Source organism: Amphritea atlantica (assembly GCF_024347255.1).
In the GTDB taxonomy this organism is placed as follows: Bacteria; Pseudomonadota; Gammaproteobacteria; order Pseudomonadales; family Balneatricaceae; genus Amphritea; species Amphritea atlantica.
Map to the genome: position 1 here is coordinate 546,127 of NZ_AP025284.1, position 20,614 is coordinate 566,740.

The window sequence follows — 20,614 nt, forward strand, 5'->3', positions numbered from 1 at the left end:
AGAGGAAAGCTTATAAATAGCGTTTCTCGGCGTTCTCTGTGTACTTAGCATGCTCTTTGGGTACTCTGGTAAAACATTCCCCTTATGCTTTTCAGCGTCACATATCCATACCTCCGCCTGCCGGTTGTGGAGCGGCATCCTGCAACGTCAGGAGTTCTTGCTTTTACCGCCTACAAAGGTCGCTTTGCCGCGATTTTAAATATCTGGAGAGGGCTCCAACCAACCGGGAAGGTATCAATACTTTCTGTATCCTTCCCCATAACATGCAAGAATATTTTTATGGGTGGCCAGAAAGGGCGTTCTACAAATAGATGTACCGACTTATAAACTTGATACTCCTGAGGAAGGCTCTTAAACTTTCACTAGCCACTAGCCACTAGCCACTAGCCACTAGCCACTAGCCACTAGCCACTAGCCACTAGCCACTAGCCACTAGCCACTAATCCGCGTCACACAGCGATTTATTCTATGCCGCTTATTGATACCCACTGCCATCTGGATTTTCCGGAACTGGCAGACGACATAGACAGTGTTCTTAAACGTGCCCGGGACAAGGGTGTGACGGGGTTTGTGGTGCCTGGTGTATCCGAACCTCACTGGAACCGTTTATTAACGCTGTGCGCCCGATATTCCGCGTTATACCCCGCGCTGGGTTTGCATCCCTGCTTCGATCATCCCGCTGTAGAGAGTGATCTGCTGCGGCTGGAACAGGAGCTTCAGGATCATCCCGAGTTGGTTGCGGTTGGCGAGATCGGGCTGGATCTGTTTATCCCCCAGGCTGATCTGCAACATCAACTCGCTTTTTTCGTCCCTCAACTCAGGCTGGCAGATCAGTTTGATAAGCCGGTGCTGTTACATGTTCGTAAAGCCCATGATCAGGTGCTAAAGCAGTTACGTCAGATAAAGTTGCAGCGGGCAGGGCTGGTGCATGCCTTTTCGGGTAGTGAGCAACAGGCCCGAGAGTACCTGAAACTGGGGTATAAGCTGGGAATCGGTGGCGCGGTCACCTATGATCGCGCGACAAAACTGAGAAAACTGGTGGCAGAGCTGCCGCTGGAAAGTTTTGTCCTCGAGACTGATAGCCCCGATATGCCGTTACTGGGGTATCAGGGGCAGCTGAACTACCCCGAGCGGGTGGCAAAGGTTGCCGCGGTAGTTGCTAAACTCAGGCAGGAACCGCTGGCTGACGTGATTGGGGTGACCAGTGCTCAGTCGATTAACCTTTTAGGGTTGTAGAGAGATTCTTCAATATGTTGGAGGGTTTTCCATACAGTATCGGTCTGTTTGTTGGCCCCAAGCCGATAGTAACGACCGTCTTCGCTTTCTTTTACTATCGGGTATTTAGCATTATCAGAAGTAAGTAGCATGCGAATCAGGGATTTTAGAGAGTTTTTTCCAGATAATTTCTGACTGTATGCCTCTTCGATCGGTTTGAAGTAGGGTAGTCCTGTGCCAATGAGTGTCATGCTAAGGCATTGTGTTGTATTCCCCCTGCAGTATTCATAATCCTTCAGGTCAACGGTGTAGTAACTGGTATCCGCCGGTTCAGACAGTTTACTGATGCTGTCCATGCATCCGGTCAGGGCCAGGGTTATAAGTAGTGCGGTGATAACTCTGAACATGTGATTTCCTGATAGTCTGTTGTTATAAGGCTGAAGTCTGAGTACCCGTTCAGTTCATATCGTCAAATGGGTTCTCAATATCAAGGCTGACGGGCTGGTTATAGCCAGGAAGCCTGATTGCCCGGTTACTGATCTCAAGGTCTTCACCCGCCAGCACGTTGTGGTCATAGAGATAGATCGGTCGGGTCAGCCCTTTAATGCTGTCCTGGTCGTAGCTGTTAGCCATCTCTCGAGTGATAGCACGTTTATCCTGGTAGCGATTGATCGCTTCCTGGCCATGACGTTTCAGTAGCATCTGCTCAGTAATATGGGGAGCCAGGACAACCGCGCTGGCATTATTACCACCAAACCCTTTGGAGTTCAGGATTATCGAGTCCATGCCTTGTGGGCCAACTTCAATATGCTGGTTGCTCAGATTAAGGTTGCTGTTGTGGATATCGCTGGCAAACTCAGGAGTGGTGGTGATGCCAGGGATATAGCCATACTGCCATACCCCCAGAGACAGGTTCATCTGGTCGCCACCGGCGGTTCCCTGAGAGTGGCCGATAAAGCATTTCAGTGCAGCCACTGTCCAGTTCTGAATGCCAAAGGCTTTCGCGGTCTCATTGATGACATGGGATTCAGTTACTCTGTTCTGCGGTGTGCTGGTGCCGTGGGCCTGTACGAAGCTGCGCTGATGCAGGGAGGTCTGTCCCAGCATGCTTTGTACCAGCGATGCTGCTTTGCCCAGGGTGATATAGTTGCCGATACCGGGGGCCGAGATCGATTTCTTGTGGCCATCGGCGTTGACGAACACTTCAGGAACTGCACCATAGATATCTGCACCCAGTTCAATAGCCAGATCATCGCTCATCAGAAGGGTGAACTGGGAAGACTCGGCGATCGTAAAACCACAGTTATTGCCAAAGGGACGACAGGCTTTACGGTAATCATCGCCACTCAGTTCGGCAAGGTTATCCAGTGCCAGAAGGTCTTTATCCTCTGCCAGTGCCCCCATTGAGCGAAAGCCTTCAATAACTTCCTGGGTCACCGGAGCATCACTGCCACCCACTAAGACCACCTTGCGGCGCCCTGAACGGATATCGTTTACCGCGTTGCGCAGGTTGTAAAGAAAGGTCGCACAGGCACCCAGTGAGCCGCCAGTTACGCCCACGCTGCCCAGGATGTACGCGTTGACAAAATCCGCTGGCATCTGCGCGTAGCCCAGTGGCATCTGTTTTGAGGTAGTGCGTTTACCGATAGATGGATATTTAGTCAGACCGCCAAACCCCAGATCATCAAGCTGACCGATGGAGTTGCTGGCGTAAACACCGATCTGATCGGGGCTGACGGCGGCGGCAATTTTATCCCAGGGTATTCCGGCAGAGTTGAGAGCATCGGAAGCCCCAAATACGGTCATCTGGATATTGCGGGGATGGTTGCGCGACTGATACAACTTGCCGGGTTGGAAACCACTGGGTAGCTGTCCGGCTGACTGGACCAGTGCTTCCTTAAAATCCGGAAAAATAACTTCCAGATCACCTGTCAGTGTCACTTCAATCTGAGTGGCAGACAGAGGCTTTACTGACCAGTTGGCAGGGATGTTCTGTGGCAGTTGGCGTTTGCGCAGGGTAAAAGTGATAGGCTCGGCAGCATTGATCGTAGCGGGTTTATTGAATGTGACGTTATGAACATCGAAACACTCTTTTTCAATCCGGCGAATCAGGGTGTTATTGCACACCTGCGGAGTAATTGCCTCCAGCAGTTCGCTGACAGGCGTCGGGTTTCCTTTCTGATCGACGTAACTGTTGTCTCTGTAGCCAGCCAGCCCTGTCAGGGTCGCCAGGTCAAGCAGGGTCTCGTTGCGCTTATCACTGCTGAGCTTATCGAGGATCAGGCGACGATAGCCATGGTGAAAGGAACTACGTCCGGCTGGGCTGATGCCGCCGAACCCCACGATGACTGGTAGCTGAGACAAGTGATAATCCTCGGACAGAATGATTCGATCGCAATACAAAGGTCGTACTAATGTGTTAAGAAGAGATTCTATAAGTTGTTGTAACCTGAGGCCAGATCTATATCGGGAAAAATGCCTCGCTAAGGTGATATTCAGCTTAAAAAGCGATAATTTGCTAATCAGATTGGCTAAGGGGGAACTTAGTTGGCAGAATAGAAACTAACCCCGGTTGAGATAAACGAGATCATCACAGGTTTTGTCAGTTCACAGTATCGTCTGAATCAGGCTGAACTTTTTCACAGATCCTCAAAGGAGTGATAATGAAAAAAATTATTGTTTTGGCTGGTGCAATCGCACTGGCGGGATGCCAGACAATGGATCCATACACTCAGGAAGCAAAAACCAGCAACGCCACAACAGGTGCCGGGATCGGTGCGGTTGCCGGTGCGGTTCTTGGGAATGCAGTGGCAGGCAAAGGTAAAAGAACGGAAGGCGCGATTGCCGGTGCACTGCTGGGCGGCGCCGTGGGTGGCGGTATCGGTTACTATATGGACCAGCAGGAGATGTTGCTGCGTCAGGAGTTGGAAGGCACAGGCGTTCGGGTGGAACGTATCGGCGACTCAATCCGACTGATTATGCCTGGCAATGTGACCTTCCCAACCGGATCTTACAATATTGACCAGGGCTTCTACCCAACCCTGAGCTCTGTCGCCAAGGTGCTGATTAAATTTGATAAGACCGTCGTCAATGTCGATGGTTTTACCGACAGTACCGGTTCGTTTGAAACCAATCAGACCCTGTCTGAGCGACGCGCTGCCAGCGTAGCCCAGTATCTGTCCAGTAAAGGTGTTGCACCGCTGCGCCTGCAATCCCGGGGCTATGGTGAGCGCTATCCGGTGGCCAGCAACGATACTGCTGGTGGCCGGGCGATGAACCGCCGGGTGGAAGTGAATATTCGCGGGACGCAGAAATAATTGCGGAGCAATTATTTCAAGACCGCCGCTTCGCGGCTCGCTAGAACGTGACTTCGTCACTCGCTAGACGGAAACTTCGTTTCCTTGCTAGAAAAAGCATAAAAAAGAACCGTCATTTGGCGGTTTTTTTGTGTCAAGTTTTCAATGAGGATTCATAGGGTTAACTAACGACATTAAGAAGATGCTTTTGATAACTTTATACAACTGCCATTTGTTACCTAAAGCCATTCTTGGTGGCAGGAAGCCATCGAAGAAAGCCAAGCAGCATAGATGCAAACCAATATATAAACATTGACACTCCAAACTCACGAAAACCAGCATCAAAATAATCCCGTTCAGAGACATAAATGATACCGACAACTATCGTACAGAGAGCAGAGTATGAGATGTCATGCTGCATAAGATTCTTGACGTTTATAGAAGGGTAAAGGCCATGAAATTTCTTCCTGTAGTACCTGTTTCCTACTATCACTCTGAGAATCACAACAGGCATGGCAATTAGAAGCATAATAACTAAATGGCCAAGTCGTTCATCATGTAACATTAAATCTTCTGGGGTTAATGCCTGATTAATTCTAATAGCCCAGTACAACGACAGGTAAGCAAATAAAAAAACAAATTCCATGTCATAAATTTTCCTAAGCAGCTCTCTGGACAATCCTTTGAGAAGGATTTGACATTATTGTAGCGGGCAATTTGACTCAGTTCAGTTTCTGATTCAAGTTATTGCAATGATCCACTGACTTTATAGCTCAAAGCAGTTCTAACAGAGCGAGCAATAAAGTTATCTCTTCTTTGCTTTTTCTAGCAAGAAAAACGAAGTTTTTCGTCTAGCTCCTAGCAAGCGACGCAGTCGCGTCTAGCTAGCCGCTTCGCGGCGGTCTGCCTGTTAAGCGCTTCGCGCTTACCAGGAAATCACGACATCATCCGGCTGTATATTGTAGATTGCACCATCTTCCGCCAGTCGGCCGATGGCGAACATCGGTTGTACTTCGGTGACGGTCATGGTTTTGCGGGTGTTGATAAGCTGTATATGGCTGCGCATATCGTCAGTATAGAAGTTTGATTTGCGGTACACCGTGAGTTTATCGCCCACCTTTATACCCGCCAGGGCTCCGGCATTGAACCAGAGTAGGTTATCTTCGCTTTTGGTGATGCGTGCAGAGAAAGGCATGCAGCGCAGTTCATCATTGAGGTCGGCAGCGACCTGATTCAGCAGTTCACGGGTTTGCTTGCCATAATCCTGACGCCAGAACTCAGCGCTGGCAAAACCTGGGCGGGCTTCGGGTTCGAGATTCCAGCGTCCGGCGGTGGCGTATTGTTTGCTGAAGAGCAGGGCGCCGGAAAAACCATCGTGGATATACAGGTCCAGTACCAGAGTGCGCAGGTGGCGTTTGCTGCGGTAATCGAGTCGGTTATAGAGGTCTACCAGAATATTGCGCTGTGGATCAATGACAGAGGAATCGTAGAGGCTGATATCACGAATGACGCCGGAGACGATATATTGGACGTCCAGTTGGCGGGTGTAGTCCAGTACGGTGGTCAGGGCACCGGCGCTGAGCTGGCGGGTGGGGGCGGTGGCTGGTGCTTCAAGTACGTTGAGCATACCGGCGTTGAGTGCCCTCAGGTTGCTGGTCTGGTTGATCTGATTGCTGAGCAGACTGCTGAGTTCTGTCGGCATATTGCTGAGCGCACCAAGACTGGCCTGTTGTGGATAGAGCAGGGGAAAGGCGGTTACCGCCACCGATTTCTGGTAGCCGTGTCCGGAGACGCCTGCGGCGCAACCCTCTTCGAAATCGATATCGGCGCGGACTTTGACCCAGAGCATCCGCCCCTGGATTTTCTCATCAATAATTTCGATATTGCTGACCATCCCCAGCGTGCTGACCTGCATATTGTCGATGCTCAATACTCCCTGATCGATGCTCTGGGTGCTGCTGACAATGGCGCTGGCCTGCAGAGAGGCTTGCTGGGTGGCATTCTTGATGGCGGCCTGGCGGGCAGAATCAATATCCTTGTCGAATATCAGTGCGCGTCCCTCTGCTTCCATCGTAACGGCATGCAGTGACAGGCTGAGAAGGCTGAACAAGAGTGCTGCGGCGATACGAATCATAGGGCTAAACATACTTTCTGGCTGACCGATAATACACTAAGGTATGCAAATTATTGATCTGTTGCAATACGGCAGGGACTGTTTAAGTGCCTGATTTATGTTAGTTTAAACGGATATTCAATTCTGGGTGTCGGGTGTCGATGAGATATTCTTTACTGCTTTGGTCTGTTTTGCTGGCCGGCTGTGCGCTGAATGAGCCGGTCCCTGTGGCGGTGCAGAGTGTAGATCCGCAGGCGCTGGAGCAGATGCGCGCAGCGGAAGCGGCGAATCTTGAAGCGCAGCGTGAGTTAGCCAAACATGAAGTTCAGGTGGTGGGAGATCAGCCTTCGGGCGCTGATCCGCTAAGCGAAGCGGTGGCGCAGATGGCGGTGCAGTTGAATGTTGGTCTGGCTGAGAATCGTATTAAGCGGCTGCCGATTGCAATTCTTCCCTTTGTGCAACTGGGTAACAAAGCCTCAGGAACGCCGACCGGTGAACGTCTGAGTGAGAACTTTATTTTTCAGTTACAGCAGCATGGCTATAATCTGGTCGATTTTCGAGCAGTTAGCCTGAATACGACTGTAAAAGATCCACTCTCTACAGAGAACCTGTCGGGTATTCGTAACCGTTTCAGAATCCATTTTGTGCTGACCGGTACCTACAGTCAGCACCCGGATGGCATCATTATCAATGCCCGGGTGCTGGACACCACCAGTCGTCAGATTATGGCGTCGGCCCAGACTAATATTCCCTCTGTACGCCTGGAAGGTGCCCTGCCGGGCTATGACCCGATCAAAGCGATGGATGATGGTATGATTATTGAGAATGGTACACGTCAACCGGCTTCGGAGAGTAAACAATGAATGCGGGCTTCTGGCGCTTCAGAAAGGGGCTGAAAAGCCTGATACAGGCGATGCTGGCAATGTTGCTGGTGATCTCTCTGGCGGGCTGCGAAACCTTTGTTGAGTCCACAAAAGATATTGTTTCGGCGCTGCCGGATCTGCCGCCCAGGGTGGATGATACGCCGATAGAACCCAACTGGGTTCAGGTGACGGGTTATGCTCCCATCAGTCTGCAGGAGGGGCAAACCCAGCAGCATAAGGTGCTGATGGCGATGAAAGCCTCAAAGCTGGATGCCTATCGTGAGCTGACGGCGCTGGTGCATGGGCAGTATCTGGCCGGGACTACATCGGTGAAGGATATGGTCTTACAGAACAACCAGTTTCAGGGGGCGGTAGCCGGCATTGTCCGCGGCGCACGGGTGGTGAAAAGTTATCCGGTGCAGACCGATGTTTACGCCACGATTCTGGAGATCGATCTGAATCAGGTGCAGCGTGCCTGGCAGGCCAGTCAATAGTTGCGGGGTGTGAGGGTCGTTTGGGTATAAAAAAAAGCCGGTCAAATCAGACCGGCTTTTTTATGAGCGTTGCTCTGGTAAAACCTGGCATATGAGGTGTTATCCCGGCTTCTGAGTCGCTTCGTAGGCCGCCAGTTGTTCAGGGGTTGCCTTCTTCTGATGTTTCTCTTTCCACTCGGAGTATGGCATGCCGTAGACCTGCTCGCAGGCTGCTTCGTAACTCAGTTCTACCCCCCGTTCGTCGGCGGCGGCTTTGTACCACTTGGACAGGCAGTTGCGGCAGAAGCCTGCCAGAATCATCAGATCGATATTCTGTACATCTTTGCGTTGATCCAGATGTTGTACCAGGCGGCGAAAAGCTGCCGCTTCTAATTCGGTTTGTGTCTGTTTGTCCATGAATATTCACCTGTCAGATTAATGCGTCAGCGTCAGGCTGACTTACTATACTCATCCAGCTGCTGACAGATCGCCTCTTGCAGCCTGATGCAGAGATCCGGGTCACTGATGGCCTGTCCCTGCTCGTCGGAGATAAAGAAAAAGTCTTCTACCCGTTCGCCTATACTGGCGATCTTGGCTTTGCGCACCGAGATGCCAAAATCAACAAAGATTCCCCCCAGTCGGGCCAGCAGTCCGGGCCGGTCTGGTGTGATAATCTCCAGGGTGGTCAGTTGAGTGGCCGGGTCGGTGCTCATGTTGACCTGGGTTGGATAGGCAAACAGTTTCATCTGACGTGGAATGCGGCGCTGAATGATGGCCGGGAAGTCGTCGGGGTCATCCAGCTCTTCCACCAGGTGATTGCGAATCTGTTCCAGAAACGCTTCGTCATCCGGCAATGGCAGGTTATCTTCAGCCAGCACCGTATAGGTGTTGAGTGCCTGATTGTTGTCGGCCACCATAATGCGCGCATCCTGAATGTTCAGGTTGAGCTGGTCCAGGGCTGAAGCGGCAGCGGCAAACAGGCTTGGCAGGTCAGGCATGTAGACAAAGATCTCAGTGGCCCCTTCAAAAGCCCGGTAGGATGTTTTGCGGATCATAACCAGTGGCAGATCAGAGTCTCCGTGCTCCAGTATTCCCTGGGTTTGCCAGGCAATATGCTGCGGCTGTTCGCGCAGGAAGTAATCGTCGCCGAGGAGGTTCCAGAACTCGATGACCTCCTGCTCGTTGAAGCCTTTGCGCTGCATAATCGCCAGGGCTTCATTCTGAATCTGTTCGACCCGGTCATCTTTATTAACCGGGTTTTCCAGTCCCCGACGGAGTGCGCGTTTGGTTTCGGTATACAGCTGACGCATCAGGGTTGCCCGCCAGCTGTTCCAGAGGCTGTGGTTGGTGGCGTTGATATCGGCCACCGTCAGGATGTAGAGATAATCCAGGTGGGCGATATCCCGTACCTGTTTGGCAAAGTGCAGAATCACATCCGGGTCAGAGATATCTTTGCGCTGCGCAGTCATCGACATCAGCAGGTGGTTGCGCACCAGCCATTGCACCATATGGGTATCCCATTTACCCAGATGGTGCCGCAGACAGAAAGCTATCGCGTCTTCCGCGCCCAGCTCTGAGTGGTCGCCACCACGCCCTTTGGCAATGTCGTGGTAAAGCCCGGCAATGTAGATTAGCTCCAGCTTGGGCAACTGATTGATGATGCGGTAGGCGATCGGGAATTTCTCCCGCTGATCCTTGTGACGGAACTTGCGTATCTTCTGTATCACTTTCAGGGTGTGGGCATCGACCGTGTAGATATGAAACAGGTCGTGTTGCATCTGTCCGACGATATCACCAAATTCAGGCAGGTAGAGACCGAGAATACCAAACCGGTTCATCCGCTTAAGTTCGGTAGAGACCCCTTTATCCTGCTTTAACAGCTCCATAAACAGGGAGGTGTTGCGAATATCGTTACGGAACTCATCGTCGATACGGTGCCGGTTGTTGCGGATCAGACGGATGGTGGATGCCCTCACCCCTTTGATCTCAGGGTTTTGCGCCAGCAGTACAAACATTTCCAGCATCGCGAACGGGTGGTGTTCAAAAACTGACTCATAGGCGACCCGGATAAAACCGTTGTGCAGGTTGAAGCGGTTATTCAGTGGTTCGATAACCTGCTCCTCTTCACGGCGCAGAATAACCTCATCAAAATACTGCAGCAGCATGCCGTTGAACTCAGACATCGCCTTGGCAACCCGGTAGTACTTGCTCATGAACTGCTCAACGGCCAGTGCGCCGCTCTGATCGGTATAGCCGAACAGGTCTGCGAGGCTGCGCTGATGATCGAACAGTAGTCGGTCTTCGCGGCGCTGGCAGAGCATATGCAGGGCGTAGCGTACCGTCCAGAGGTAGAGCTCACCCTTGTTCAGAGTGTCCAGCTCCAGCTCGGTGAGAAAACCGTGATCCACCAGGTCGCGGATATAGGTCGCACCAAAATGACGTTTCGCCACCCAGCCAATAGTCTGCAGATCCCGTAATCCTCCGGGAGAGTTTTTCAGGTTGGGTTCCAGGTTGTATTCGGTATCGTTGGTTTTGTCGTGCCGGCTGTTTTGTTCATTCACCTTGGCGAGGAAGAACTCTTTATCGGTCCATGCGCCTTCTGAAGTTACCCGCAGGTACATCTGAATATGCAGATCGGCATTGCCGACCAGTGGACGCGATTCGATCAGATTGGTTGCGATAGTGATATCGCTTTGGGCTTCGTTGTAGCATTCGTCAAGGGTGCGGACGCTGGAACCAATGTCGAGATTGATATCCCATAGCAGTGTGAGAAAGCGGCTGATACTCTCCTGTACTTCGCTGTCACTGATGTTATCCAGCAAAATCAGAATATCGACATCGGAGCGGGGGTGCAGCTCGCCCCGGCCATAACCTCCGACGGCCATCAGGCAAATATGTTTATCGTCTGGCCAGTCAAACAGTTGCCAGGCCTGCAGTAGCAACTGATCGATCAGCCAGGCGCGACCATAGATCAGCTTGCGAATATCCTCGCCTTCCCGGAAGCGGGCGTCCATCTTCTCCTGGGCTGCTTTCAATGCATCTTTAAATACCGGTATGGGGGAGCTTGATTGCGCCAGGGCAGCGCTAAACTCGCTGGCAGAAAAGAGCGTTTCATCAGCAGCAAAAGCGTTGTGCGACATGGATTGCCCTCGGCAGCGGTAGATTAGATGGTTTCATCCTTGCGTCTGGTTAGCGTTTCATAACCATCAGCGGTGACCAGGATTGTATGTTCCCATTGCGCCGAAAGGCGCTTGTCGACGGTTTCGACTGTCCAGCCGTCCCGTTTTAGCAATTTAACGTGGCGTTTGCCAGCATTGATCATCGGCTCAATGGTAAAGCACATCCCCTCTTGCAGTTCGACGCCGGTCCCCGGCTTACCATAATGCACTACTTGTGGGTCTTCGTGGAAACCGATGCCGATGCCGTGGCCACAGTATTCCCGTACCACTGAATAGTGATTGGCTTCAGCGTATTGCTGGATCACATGGCCTATATCGCCCAGGCGGGCGCCAGGTTTGACCAGGGCCATCCCTTTATACAGGCATTCCTGAGTGATTTCGCACAGCCGTTGCGCATGGGGAGGGACATTGCCGACATAGAACATCTGGCTGGTGTCGCCGTGGTAGCCATCTTTAATCACGGTAATATCGATATTGATAATGTCCCCGTTTTTGAGTGGCTTGTCATTTGGAATACCGTGACAGACAACGTGGTTGACCGAGGTGCAGATCGACTTGGGAAACCCGTGATAGTTGAGTGGCGCCGGGATTACCTGCTGCTCGTTGACCATATAGTTATGGCAGATGGTATTCAGTTCTTCTGTGGTGACGCCTGGCTTGACAAAGGGGGCGATCATTTCCAGGACTTCTGCAGCCAGACGTCCTGCGACGCGCATTTTTTCGATCTCTTCCGGCGTTTTAATCGTGATGCTCATATAAACCCTTAAATTTGTAAGCCTTTGGGGCGTAAGAAGATATCAGTGGATTGTAGCGAATTTACCGACCAAGAACAAAACACTGCGAATAAATAGATTGTAATTCATACTTCAAAACAGGGGGCGTTTATGGTATAAAATCGCGCTCGAAATTTGAGTTTCTGAATCCGCAGGGTTTGCAAACGCAGGTTTCATAAATCCACACATGTTACCGACACATCTCCTTGGGTGCCGCTTGCGGTTGGGGGGTGGGGTGCATGGACGTCTAACCCTAATACTTAGGAAAATATAATGGCAAAAGTTACAATGCGTGACCTGCTGAAAGCAGGTGTTCACTTCGGTCACCAGACCCGTTACTGGAACCCGAAAATGGGTAAATACATTTTTGGTGCCCGTAACAAGATTCATATCATCAACCTGGAACACACCCTGCCAGCACTGAATGGTGCGCTGGATGTTGTTAAAGGCATGGCTGGCAACAAGAACAAAATTCTGTTCGTTGGTACTAAGCGTGCTGCCAGCAAGACCATCAAAGAAGAAGCAATTCGTGCGAATATGCCGTACGTTAACCACCGCTGGTTGGGTGGTATGCTGACTAACTACAAGACTATCCGTCAGTCTATCCGTCGTTTCCGTGATCTTGAAGCACAGAGCCAGGATGGTACTTTCGCTCAGCTGACCAAGAAAGAAGCGCTGATGCGTCAGCGTGAGATGGAAAAGCTGGAGCTGTCTATCGGTGGTATTAAGGATATGGGTGGTCTGCCAGACGCGCTGTTTGTGGTTGACGTTGATCACGAGCGTATCGCTATCAATGAAGCTAACAAGCTGGGTATCCCTGTCATTGGTATCGTTGATACTAACAGCAACCCTGATGGTGTTGACTACGTTATTCCGGGTAACGACGATGCCCTGCGTGCAATTCAGATCTACGTTAAAGCGGTTGCTGATGCATGCTCTGAAGGCGCGGAAGTTAATGCTGGTGACAAGAGCGAATTCGTTGAAGTTGAAGACGACGCTGCTGCTGAGTAATCAGACTGTCAAGCGGTTTGGATAGACTATTCAGACACGCGGGAGGGGGAGCTGAGTTGCTCCCCTTTTTTTGAATTTGAATCAATAGATTGTTAATGGGGTAAAACCAAATGGCAAACTTCTCCGCTAAGCAGGTAAAAGAACTGCGCGATCGTACCGGTCTGGGTATGATGGAGTGTAAGAAAGCGCTGGCTGCTGCTGATGGCGATGTGGATAAGGCGATCGAAGAGCTGCGTAAAGCATCAGGTATGAAAGCGGCTAAAAAGGCTGGTCGTACTGCAGCTGAGGGTGTTGTTGCGGTTAAAGTTGCTGATGACAGCAGCTATGCCGTTGCAGTTGAAGTTAACTCTGAAACTGACTTTGCTGCTCGTGATGACAACTTCCTGGCCTTTACTCAAACGGTTCTGGAAAAAGCTTTTGCTGACAAGCAGACAGACGTTGCCGCACTGATGGCTGGTGAACTGACTGATGTTCGTGATGCGCTGGTACAGAAGATCGGTGAGAATATCGGCGTACGTCGTGTTTTCATTGTTGAAGGCGAAACGGTCGCTGCTTACGTTCACGGTACTGGTACTCTGGCGGCCATTGTTGCCCTGAACGGTGGCGATGCTGAGCTGGCTAAAGATGTCGCAATGCATGTTACTGCTGTTAATCCGCAAGTGGTTAGCAAAGAAGATATGCCTGCTGATGTTGTTGCGAAAGAGAAAGAGATCATTCTGGCTCAGCCTGATATGGCTAGCAAGCCTGCAGAGATCGCAGAAAAGATGGTTGTTGGACGTATCAACAAATTCCTGGCAGAAAACAGCCTGGTTGAACAGCCATTCGTTAAAAACCCCGATGTTAAAGTGGGTCAGTTGGTTAAAGATGCGGGCGCTTCTGTTGCATCTTTCATCCGTATTGCAGTAGGTGAAGGTGTCGAGGTCGAGCATAAAGACTTCGCTGCTGAAGTTGCTGAGCAGTTGAAAGGTTAAACACTGATCCTGCGCAGATTGCGCGCCTGTTCTGGGTGCGCAATCTATTTCTTTCTTGTTACACTGGTGCGAACTCAGTCCGGGTGGAGACGATACCGATGCCTGCCTCAAATAAACATTCCAAATATAAACGTATACTGCTCAAATTAAGTGGCGAAGCCCTGATGGGTGAAGCAAATTTCGGCATCGATCCTAAGGTGCTGAACCGGATGGCGCTGGAGATAGGTCAACTGGTCGGTATAGGTGTTCAGGTCGGTATGGTTATTGGTGGTGGTAACCTGTTCCGTGGTGCGGCACTCAGTGCAGCGGGCCTTGACCGGGTGACCGGAGACCACATGGGGATGCTGGCAACAGTGATGAATGCATTAGCGATGCGTGATGCGCTGGAACGTTGTAATATTGCTACCCGTGTAATGTCTGCCATACCGATGCGCGGTGTGGTGGATGATTATGATCGCCGTAATGCGGTCCGTTACCTGAATCAGGGTGATGTTGTGATTTTTTCTGCGGGTACCGGTAACCCGTTTTTTACTACAGACTCTGCCGCATGTCTGCGGGGCATCGAAATCGATGCTGATGTGGTAATAAAAGCCACCAAGGTTGATGGTGTGTATACCGCAGATCCAATGAAGGACCCTTCTGCCAAGCGCTATCTGCATCTGACATTTGATGAAGCGCTGGATAAGCAGCTGGGCGTCATGGATCTGACTGCAATCTGTCTGGCTCGTGACCATGATATGCCGGTCCGGGTTTTCAATATGAACAAACCAGGTGCGTTAGCCAACCTGATTGTTGGTAGCGACGAGGGAACCGTCATCGATAATAATGAGACGGTAGGAGATATATATGCTGAATGAGATCGCTCAGGATGCCCAGGATCGAATGGGTAAAAGTCTGGAAGCTCTGGCCACAAACCTGAAGAAGATTCGAACAGGTCGGGCGCATCCGAGTATTCTGGAAACCGTACATGTGAATTATTACGGTTCAGCTGTGCCGCTGAGTCAGGTAGCCAATATCAGTGTTGAGGATGGTCGGACGCTGTCGATCTCCCCATGGGAATCCAATCTTGTTCCCGATATTGAAAAGGCGATTATGAAATCTGATCTGGGCCTGAACCCCTCTACAGCAGGCGCAGTGATTCGTGTGCCTATGCCTGCGCTGACCGAAGAAACCCGTAAAGGGTATATCCGTCAGGCTCGTCAGGAAGCTGAAAATGGTCGTGTATCGATTCGTAATATCCGCCGCGATGCCAATGGCGATATTAAAGATCTGCTGAAAGAAAAAGAGATCACTGAAGACGATGCCCGTCGTGGTGAAGATCAGATTCAGAAGCTGACCGATAAATTTATCGCTGAGGTTGACCAACTGCTTCAGGATAAAGAAGCGGACCTGATGGAAATTTAATAGGGAATAGCCGGTAACCTCTGTTAGGGTGTGCCGGCGTCTGATATGTCGGAAAAATTACAGCTCAGCCTGCCTGTGGGAAAGTCTGTCCCGCGACATATTGCGATCATTATGGATGGCAATAACCGGTGGGCGAAAAAGCATGGAAAAGGTAGTCTGGCGGGTCACCGGGCCGGTGTAGAAAGCGTCCGCAGTGTGGTACAGGGGTGCGCTGAACTGGGCGTGGAAGTGCTGACGCTGTTTGCTTTCAGTAGCGAGAACTGGCAACGGCCCCCGCTCGAAGTAAAAGGGTTAATGGAGTTATTTGCTCTGGCGCTTGATCGCGAGGTGAAGAAACTTCATAAGCACAATATCCGTTTGCGGGTTATCGGTGATAAGAGTCGCTTCAGCAGTTCGTTGCAGAAGAAGATTGATAAAGCCGAGCTGCTGACGGCGGCTAATACGGGGCTGATAGTCAATGTGGCTGCCAACTACGGGGGGCGGTGGGATATTGTTCAGGCGGCGAAACGCTTTGCACAGGGTTGTATTGACGGACAGTTTACCCCGGAACAGCTGGATGCCGAACTGCTTGGCTCGATGGTGTGCCTGAGTGATCTGCCTCCCCCGGATCTGTGTATCCGCACCGCTGGAGAACAGCGCATCAGTAACTTCCTGATCTGGCAGATGGCTTACAGTGAGTATTTTTTCAGTGATCTGCTGTGGCCTGATTTCGACAAAAACGCTCTGGGTGCCGCGATTCAAAGCTATGCAACCCGGGAGCGTCGTTTTGGTAAAACCAGTGAACAGATAGAGGCTGATAATGCTTAAAGAGAGGGTCTGGACCGCTGTCCTGTTGGCACCGTTGGTTTTGGCGGGGCTTTTCCTCTCCAGCTTTGACGTGTTTAAACTGTTTGTGGCGGCGATTATTCTTTTGGCTGCCTGGGAGTGGGCTAATCTGTCTGCTCTGAGTGCTCCTGCCGTGCGCTTTGCATATACCTCTCTTATAGCAGCCCTGATGGCTGCCCTTAATTATTATTCGCCGGATGCACTTTTTGGCCGGGTTCTTCCTGTCGCTGTTATCTTTTGGGGGCTGGCTGCCTACTGGGTTGTGCGCTACCCCTCGGCCAAGGGGTGGCAAGCTACCTGGCAGCGGGCTCTTATTGGTGTTCTGGTGTTGACCTCCAGCTGGATGGCGCTGGTCAGTCTGCATCACCTGCCCAGAGGCGGGGTGTTGTTGCTGATGTTGTTGTTATTGGTCTGGGGGGCTGATATCGGTGCATATTTCGCTGGTAAAACCTGGGGGCACGCTAAGCTGGCACCCAACGTTAGTCCGGGTAAAACCCGTGCCGGACTGTGGGGTGGGCTGGCCTCCTGTGCTCTGATATCGCTCTGTTTTGTTTTCTATCTTGAACTTGATCTGCTAACCGGAGTCTATCTGTTGCTGATGGCGATGATTGCCGGGCTGGCTTCGGTGCTGGGTGATCTGTTTGAAAGTATGCTCAAACGGCATCGGGGTATTAAAGATAGTAGTCGCTTGCTGCCTGGTCATGGGGGGATACTGGATCGTATCGACAGTATTACCGCGGCTGCGCCAGTGTTTGTCGTGGGGCTGCAACTGATAGCGGTTGGCTGATTCTGAGGAATGATGGACATTATAAATACGGTACTGGCACTGATTGTTACCCTGGGGATTCTGGTAACCATCCATGAATATGGCCACTTCTGGGTGGCCAGGCGTTGTGGTGTCAAGGTTTTACGTTTCTCTGTCGGCTTCGGTAAGCCGCTGGTCTGCTGGCGTGACCGGCGCGATACAGAATATGTGATTGCCATGATTCCACTCGGCGGTTATGTGTCGATGCTGGATGAGCGTGAAGCCGAAGTTGAGCCTGAGCTGCAGGATCAGGCGTTTAATCGCAAACCTGTCCTGCAGCGCATCGCCATTGTGGCGGCTGGTCCTGTGGTCAATCTTCTGTTTGCGGTGGTCGTATACTGGGCGATGCTGGTTTCGGGTGTTGAAAAAGTGGCACCGGTAATTGGCAGTATTGCCGCAGGCAGTGTGGCGGAGCGGGCCGGGTTGCAACATGGCGATGAGATTCTCACCGTTGCCGGGCGGAAAACCCATTCCTGGGATGAGATTAATCTGGCGATGGCGACCTATATCGGTGAATCGATATCTGTACCGTTGACGGCCCGAAAGGGGCAGAGCGGTCAGCCGCAGGGCTATCAGTTGAGTCTGACTGACTGGCATTTTAATCCGGAAACGCAAAGTCCTCTGTCGGCACTGGGTATTCAGCCCTATCGGCCGGTTCACCCCGCTGTTATTGGGCAGGTGGTGGAAACAGGGGCGGCAGCAAGAGCGGGTCTGCTTGCGGGTGACCGGGTTGTCGCAATCGATAATCAGCCGGTGACTGAGTGGGGACAACTGGTCGATATTATTCGTGAGAATCCCGGTCGGGCGCTTGAGCTGGAGTTGCAGCGTGAGGGGCAGCGACTCAGTATAACGGTTACTCCGGATGAAAAGTCTGAAGCAGAGGGCGTGGTTGGCTATGTTGGCGCGGGTGTTGTGCCGGTTAAATGGCCGCCCGAGATGTTACGGCAGGTGCGTTACGGTGTTTTCGAATCGATTGGCAGAGCGTTTTCACAAACCTGGCAGATGATCAGTCTAACCCTTGATTCAATCTGGAAAATGCTGGAAGGGGTTCTGTCGGTAAAAAACTTGAGTGGACCGATAACCATTGCTAAAGTGGCAGGCGCTTCTGCGGCTTCGGGTGTAGAGGCATTTGCCGGATTTCTGGCATACCTGAGTATCAGTCTCGGTATTCTTAACCTGTTACCAATCCCCATGCTGGATGGTGGGCATCTGCTGTATTATTCAGTAGAACTGCTACGGGGGAGGCCAGTCTCTGAGAAGGTGCAGATGATTGGCTTAAGAATCGGAATGGCAGTTTTGTTTTCGCTTATGGGCGTCGCTATTTTTAATGATCTAATGCGACTTTAAATTTTCTATCCAATATAAGAACCAGTTCATGAAGATCAGAATCGGACTTCTCTTTTCCCTGGCACTGTTTTCAGCGGTTGTTAGTGCGCAATCATTCACAGTAGAAGATGTGCGCCTGGAAGGGCTGCAACGGGTGGAACCCGGCCTGGTGTTGCGAAATCTTGATATCGACTCGGGGCAGAGTGTCGATCAGAGCGAGATTGCTGAGGCGACCCGTCGGGTGTTTCGCACCGGTTATTTTGATGATATCCGCATCGCCCGTGATGGCAATGTGCTGATCGTCAGGGTTCAGGAGCGTCCCGCCGTCAGTCTGATACGCCTTGAAGGGAATAAGGTGCTGGAAGATGACGCGTTGCTGGAGGGGCTGAAGCAGAACGGCCTGCGCGAGGGGGATGTCTTTAAGCGGGCAACCCTGGAAAAAATTCGTCAGGATCTGCTGCGCATGTATGCAGGACAGGGGCGCTATGGTGCGGCGATAGAAGCAGAGGTGGAGCCACTGTCTGAAAACCGTGTGGCACTGAATATTGATATCAAGGAAGGCAAGGTAGCGACCATCCAACATGTCAATATCGTTGGCAATACGGTGTTCAGCGATGAGGAGCTGAAAGATGAGTTTTCCCTCAAACTACCCGGGTTCTGGGACTTTTTCAGTGACTCCGATAAGTATGCCCGGGAAAAGCTGGCCGGCGATCTGGAGCGTCTGCGTTCCTATTATCTGGACCGCGGCTATATCAACTTTACAATTGATTCGTCTCAGGTTTCGTTGTCACCGGATAAGAAACACGTTTTCATCACGGTCAGTGTGACCGAGGGTGAGAAATTTTCCGTTGGCGATGTGACCGTTGCCGGTGATCTGGTGGTGGATGAACAGGAGTTGTTGGATGCGATCACTGTCGCTAAGGGGGCAACCTTCTCCCGCCGTGAAATGACCGAGTCTCAGGATGCGCTGGTCCGTAAGCTGGGCGACAAAGGCTATCTGTTTGCCAATGTCAGCCCGGTGCCTAAGATTAATGATGATAATACCGTTAATCTGCAGTTTTTTATCGCCCCGGGCAAACAGACTTATGTGCGTCGCATCGCTATAAAAGGTAATACAAAAACTGCGGATGTGGTGGCTCGCCGCTCAATATCACAGATGGAAGGTGGTTTGGTTTCTTCAGCAGCGATCGAGCGCTCCAAACAGCGTATTGCCCAGACCGGTTATTTTAAAGATGTAAATGTGGAAACCGCACCGGTACCCGGTACCGATGATCAGGTGGATCTGGAATACAGTGTTGTTGAAGACAATACCGGTAACTTCTCTGCCAGTGTCGGCTTCTCACAGACCAGCGGTGCGATTCTCAATCTGAGTGTTGAACAGGATAACTTTCTGGGGTCGGGTAACAGTGTCGGCTTTGGTATCACTCAGAGTGATACGATTACCGAATACAAGTTTAGCTATGTCGAGCCTTATTATACCGTTGATGGCGTCAGCCGGGGCTATAACATCTATTCCCGTGAAACACATTACGATGAAGAGAATGTGAGTAACTATTCCACCGATACCCTGGGGGCCGGGGTCAATTTCGGCTACCCGATGGATGACTATCAGCGGCTGAACTTTGGTTTTAACTTCGAAGGGATCAAGGTTAAGCCTTCGAACGATGTTTCACAGGAAGTAACAGACTATATAGATTTGGAAGGCGACAGCTTTAATATTTTCAACGTCCAGCTTAGCTGGAGTGATAACCATCTGAACCGGAAGATTTTCCCTACCGAGGGGTATTCGCAGAGTGCTTCGATAGAGATAGGCGTTCCCGGCAGTGATCTTTCCTACCATAAAGAGCAGTATAAGGGGCGTATCTACTACCCGCTGAGCGAAGACAGCGAGGGGTTGATCGGATCCTTGCGTGGACGCCTCGCCTTCGCCGGAAAACTGGGCGACAACGAATACCCATTCTTTAAAAACTATTACAGCGGTGGTCTCAGTTCTGTTCGTGGGTTTGACTCCAACTCCCTGGGGCCTCGTGATTCTAAAGATGATCCATTCGGTGGTAATGTCGCTATTGATATGAGCGCCGAGCTGATCTTCCCGGTACCCTTTATAAAAGACTCCAGTTCGATGCGGACCCTGCTGTTTGCCGATGCCGGTAATGTCTTCCTCACGGAGTGTCCTGTTGGAAGTTCAGGTTGTGATAATGGCATCAAGCTGGATGAGCTGCGTTACACTGCTGGTTTTGGCTTCAGCTGGCTGACGCCAATCGGACCGATCTCTATTGCCCTGTCTAAGGCGTTGAATGCTAAAGATACAGATGACGAGCGATTCTTTGAATTTGCTCTTGGACGAACTTTCTAAGGAG

General features: G+C 51.2%; 19 protein-coding genes. 12 read left to right on the plus strand and 7 right to left on the minus strand.

What is annotated here, in order from left to right:
• Window positions 1-468 precede the first annotated feature (468 nt).
• Window positions 469-1,236 (plus strand): TatD family hydrolase, encoded by a 768-nt coding sequence (locus OCU43_RS02565; protein WP_091360638.1) that lies wholly within the window; start codon window positions 469-471, stop codon window positions 1,234-1,236.
• On the opposite strand, the gene OCU43_RS02570 is transcribed toward OCU43_RS02565, so the two are convergent.
• Together OCU43_RS02570 and OCU43_RS02575 are read right to left on the minus strand one after the other, a co-directional pair.
• Window positions 1,209-1,622, minus strand: coding sequence for a hypothetical protein (locus tag OCU43_RS02570; protein WP_091360637.1), 414 nt, complete (start codon window positions 1,620-1,622; stop codon window positions 1,209-1,211). The genes OCU43_RS02565 and OCU43_RS02570 overlap by 28 nt on opposite strands.
• 49 nt (window positions 1,623-1,671) lie before the next feature.
• Complete coding sequence (locus OCU43_RS02575; RefSeq protein WP_091360635.1) at window positions 1,672-3,579, minus strand: beta-ketoacyl synthase; 1,908 nt, start codon at window positions 3,577-3,579, stop codon at window positions 1,672-1,674.
• Between the two features lie 299 nt (window positions 3,580-3,878).
• Here OCU43_RS02575 and OCU43_RS02580 point away from each other — a divergent pair, with 299 nt between their 5' ends.
• Window positions 3,879-4,532, plus strand: coding sequence for a YiaD family glycine zipper/OmpA-like lipoprotein (locus tag OCU43_RS02580; RefSeq protein ID WP_091360633.1), 654 nt, complete (start codon window positions 3,879-3,881; stop codon window positions 4,530-4,532).
• Window positions 4,533-4,746: 214 nt separating this feature from the next.
• On the opposite strand, the gene OCU43_RS02585 is transcribed toward OCU43_RS02580, so the two are convergent.
• The gene (locus OCU43_RS02585; RefSeq protein WP_091360632.1) at window positions 4,747-5,157 is read right to left on the minus strand and encodes a hypothetical protein; all 411 of its coding nucleotides are present in this window, start codon (window positions 5,155-5,157) and stop codon (window positions 4,747-4,749) included.
• A 279-nt stretch (window positions 5,158-5,436) separates the two neighbouring features.
• Window positions 5,437-6,657 carry a flagella assembly protein FlgT gene (locus OCU43_RS02590; protein WP_091360630.1) on the minus strand — a complete coding sequence of 407 codons (1,221 nt, stop codon included), beginning with the start codon at window positions 6,655-6,657 and terminating at the stop codon, window positions 5,437-5,439.
• Between the two features lie 128 nt (window positions 6,658-6,785).
• Between OCU43_RS02590 and OCU43_RS02595 the strand changes: the two genes are divergently transcribed.
• On the plus strand, window positions 6,786-7,487 hold the full coding sequence (locus OCU43_RS02595; protein ID WP_091360629.1) for a FlgO family outer membrane protein: 702 nt from the start codon (window positions 6,786-6,788) through the stop codon (window positions 7,485-7,487).
• The gene (locus OCU43_RS02600; RefSeq protein ID WP_245756619.1) at window positions 7,484-7,981 is read left to right on the plus strand and encodes an LPP20 family lipoprotein; all 498 of its coding nucleotides are present in this window, start codon (window positions 7,484-7,486) and stop codon (window positions 7,979-7,981) included. The genes OCU43_RS02595 and OCU43_RS02600 overlap by 4 nt, the downstream gene beginning before the upstream one ends.
• Before the next feature lie 99 nt (window positions 7,982-8,080).
• On the opposite strand, the gene OCU43_RS02605 is transcribed toward OCU43_RS02600, so the two are convergent.
• The 3 genes from OCU43_RS02605 to map are packed head-to-tail and all read right to left on the minus strand — an operon-like array spanning window position 8,081 to window position 11,894.
• Window positions 8,081-8,377 (minus strand): DUF1244 domain-containing protein, encoded by a 297-nt coding sequence (locus OCU43_RS02605; protein WP_091360627.1) that lies wholly within the window; start codon window positions 8,375-8,377, stop codon window positions 8,081-8,083.
• Between the two features lie 32 nt (window positions 8,378-8,409).
• Window positions 8,410-11,100, minus strand: a complete 2,691-nt coding sequence (locus OCU43_RS02610) for a [protein-PII] uridylyltransferase (RefSeq protein ID WP_091360625.1) — start codon at window positions 11,098-11,100, stop codon at window positions 8,410-8,412.
• Between the two features lie 23 nt (window positions 11,101-11,123).
• The gene (gene map, locus OCU43_RS02615) at window positions 11,124-11,894 is read right to left on the minus strand and encodes a type I methionyl aminopeptidase (protein ID WP_091360623.1); all 771 of its coding nucleotides are present in this window, start codon (window positions 11,892-11,894) and stop codon (window positions 11,124-11,126) included.
• Between the two features lie 291 nt (window positions 11,895-12,185).
• Between map and rpsB the strand changes: the two genes are divergently transcribed.
• The 8 genes from rpsB (at window position 12,186) to bamA (ending at window position 20,610) form a co-directional block, all read left to right on the plus strand.
• On the plus strand, window positions 12,186-12,923 hold the full coding sequence (rpsB, locus tag OCU43_RS02620) for a 30S ribosomal protein S2 (protein ID WP_091360621.1): 738 nt from the start codon (window positions 12,186-12,188) through the stop codon (window positions 12,921-12,923).
• A 110-nt stretch (window positions 12,924-13,033) separates the two neighbouring features.
• Entirely contained in the window at window positions 13,034-13,894 is an 861-nt protein-coding gene (gene tsf, locus OCU43_RS02625; protein ID WP_091360619.1) for a translation elongation factor Ts, read from the plus strand.
• Between the two features lie 98 nt (window positions 13,895-13,992).
• Window positions 13,993-14,751 carry a UMP kinase gene (gene pyrH / locus OCU43_RS02630; protein WP_091360617.1) on the plus strand — a complete coding sequence of 253 codons (759 nt, stop codon included), beginning with the start codon at window positions 13,993-13,995 and terminating at the stop codon, window positions 14,749-14,751.
• Window positions 14,741-15,298 carry a ribosome recycling factor gene (gene frr, locus OCU43_RS02635; RefSeq protein ID WP_091360615.1) on the plus strand — a complete coding sequence of 186 codons (558 nt, stop codon included), beginning with the start codon at window positions 14,741-14,743 and terminating at the stop codon, window positions 15,296-15,298. Before pyrH ends, frr begins: the two co-directional genes overlap by 11 nt.
• Window positions 15,299-15,343: 45 nt before the next feature.
• Window positions 15,344-16,105: a polyprenyl diphosphate synthase gene (gene uppS / locus OCU43_RS02640; RefSeq protein WP_091360613.1), complete on the plus strand. Its 762-nt coding sequence runs from the start codon at window positions 15,344-15,346 to the stop codon at window positions 16,103-16,105.
• Window positions 16,098-16,910, plus strand: a complete 813-nt coding sequence (locus OCU43_RS02645; RefSeq protein ID WP_091360611.1) for a phosphatidate cytidylyltransferase — start codon at window positions 16,098-16,100, stop codon at window positions 16,908-16,910. Before uppS ends, OCU43_RS02645 begins: the two co-directional genes overlap by 8 nt.
• Before the next feature lie 12 nt (window positions 16,911-16,922).
• A complete protein-coding gene (rseP, locus tag OCU43_RS02650; RefSeq protein ID WP_091360669.1) occupies window positions 16,923-18,275 on the plus strand; it encodes a sigma E protease regulator RseP in 1,353 nt (450 codons plus the stop codon).
• Window positions 18,276-18,303: 28 nt separating this feature from the next.
• Window positions 18,304-20,610 carry an outer membrane protein assembly factor BamA gene (bamA, locus tag OCU43_RS02655; RefSeq protein ID WP_091360609.1) on the plus strand — a complete coding sequence of 769 codons (2,307 nt, stop codon included), beginning with the start codon at window positions 18,304-18,306 and terminating at the stop codon, window positions 20,608-20,610.
• Window positions 20,611-20,614 lie beyond the last annotated feature (4 nt).

Coding starts and splice junctions, on each gene's coding strand:
- OCU43_RS02565 (WP_091360638.1), top strand. CDS start 469: ATGCCGCTTATTGATACCCACTGCCATCTGGATTTTCCGGAACTGGCA.
- OCU43_RS02570 (WP_091360637.1), bottom strand. CDS start 1,622: ATGTTCAGAGTTATCACCGCACTACTTATAACCCTGGCCCTGACCGGA.
- OCU43_RS02580 (WP_091360633.1), top strand. CDS start 3,879: ATGAAAAAAATTATTGTTTTGGCTGGTGCAATCGCACTGGCGGGATGC.
- OCU43_RS02585 (WP_091360632.1), bottom strand. CDS start 5,157: ATGGAATTTGTTTTTTTATTTGCTTACCTGTCGTTGTACTGGGCTATT.
- OCU43_RS02590 (WP_091360630.1), bottom strand. CDS start 6,657: ATGTTTAGCCCTATGATTCGTATCGCCGCAGCACTCTTGTTCAGCCTT.
- OCU43_RS02595 (WP_091360629.1), top strand. CDS start 6,786: ATGAGATATTCTTTACTGCTTTGGTCTGTTTTGCTGGCCGGCTGTGCG.
- OCU43_RS02600 (WP_245756619.1), top strand. CDS start 7,484: ATGAATGCGGGCTTCTGGCGCTTCAGAAAGGGGCTGAAAAGCCTGATA.
- OCU43_RS02605 (WP_091360627.1), bottom strand. CDS start 8,377: ATGGACAAACAGACACAAACCGAATTAGAAGCGGCAGCTTTTCGCCGC.
- OCU43_RS02610 (WP_091360625.1), bottom strand. CDS start 11,100: ATGTCGCACAACGCTTTTGCTGCTGATGAAACGCTCTTTTCTGCCAGC.
- map (WP_091360623.1), bottom strand. CDS start 11,894: ATGAGCATCACGATTAAAACGCCGGAAGAGATCGAAAAAATGCGCGTC.
- rpsB (WP_091360621.1), top strand. CDS start 12,186: ATGGCAAAAGTTACAATGCGTGACCTGCTGAAAGCAGGTGTTCACTTC.
- tsf (WP_091360619.1), top strand. CDS start 13,034: ATGGCAAACTTCTCCGCTAAGCAGGTAAAAGAACTGCGCGATCGTACC.
- pyrH (WP_091360617.1), top strand. CDS start 13,993: ATGCCTGCCTCAAATAAACATTCCAAATATAAACGTATACTGCTCAAA.
- frr (WP_091360615.1), top strand. CDS start 14,741: ATGCTGAATGAGATCGCTCAGGATGCCCAGGATCGAATGGGTAAAAGT.
- uppS (WP_091360613.1), top strand. CDS start 15,344: ATGTCGGAAAAATTACAGCTCAGCCTGCCTGTGGGAAAGTCTGTCCCG.
- OCU43_RS02645 (WP_091360611.1), top strand. CDS start 16,098: ATGCTTAAAGAGAGGGTCTGGACCGCTGTCCTGTTGGCACCGTTGGTT.
- rseP (WP_091360669.1), top strand. CDS start 16,923: ATGGACATTATAAATACGGTACTGGCACTGATTGTTACCCTGGGGATT.
- bamA (WP_091360609.1), top strand. CDS start 18,304: ATGAAGATCAGAATCGGACTTCTCTTTTCCCTGGCACTGTTTTCAGCG.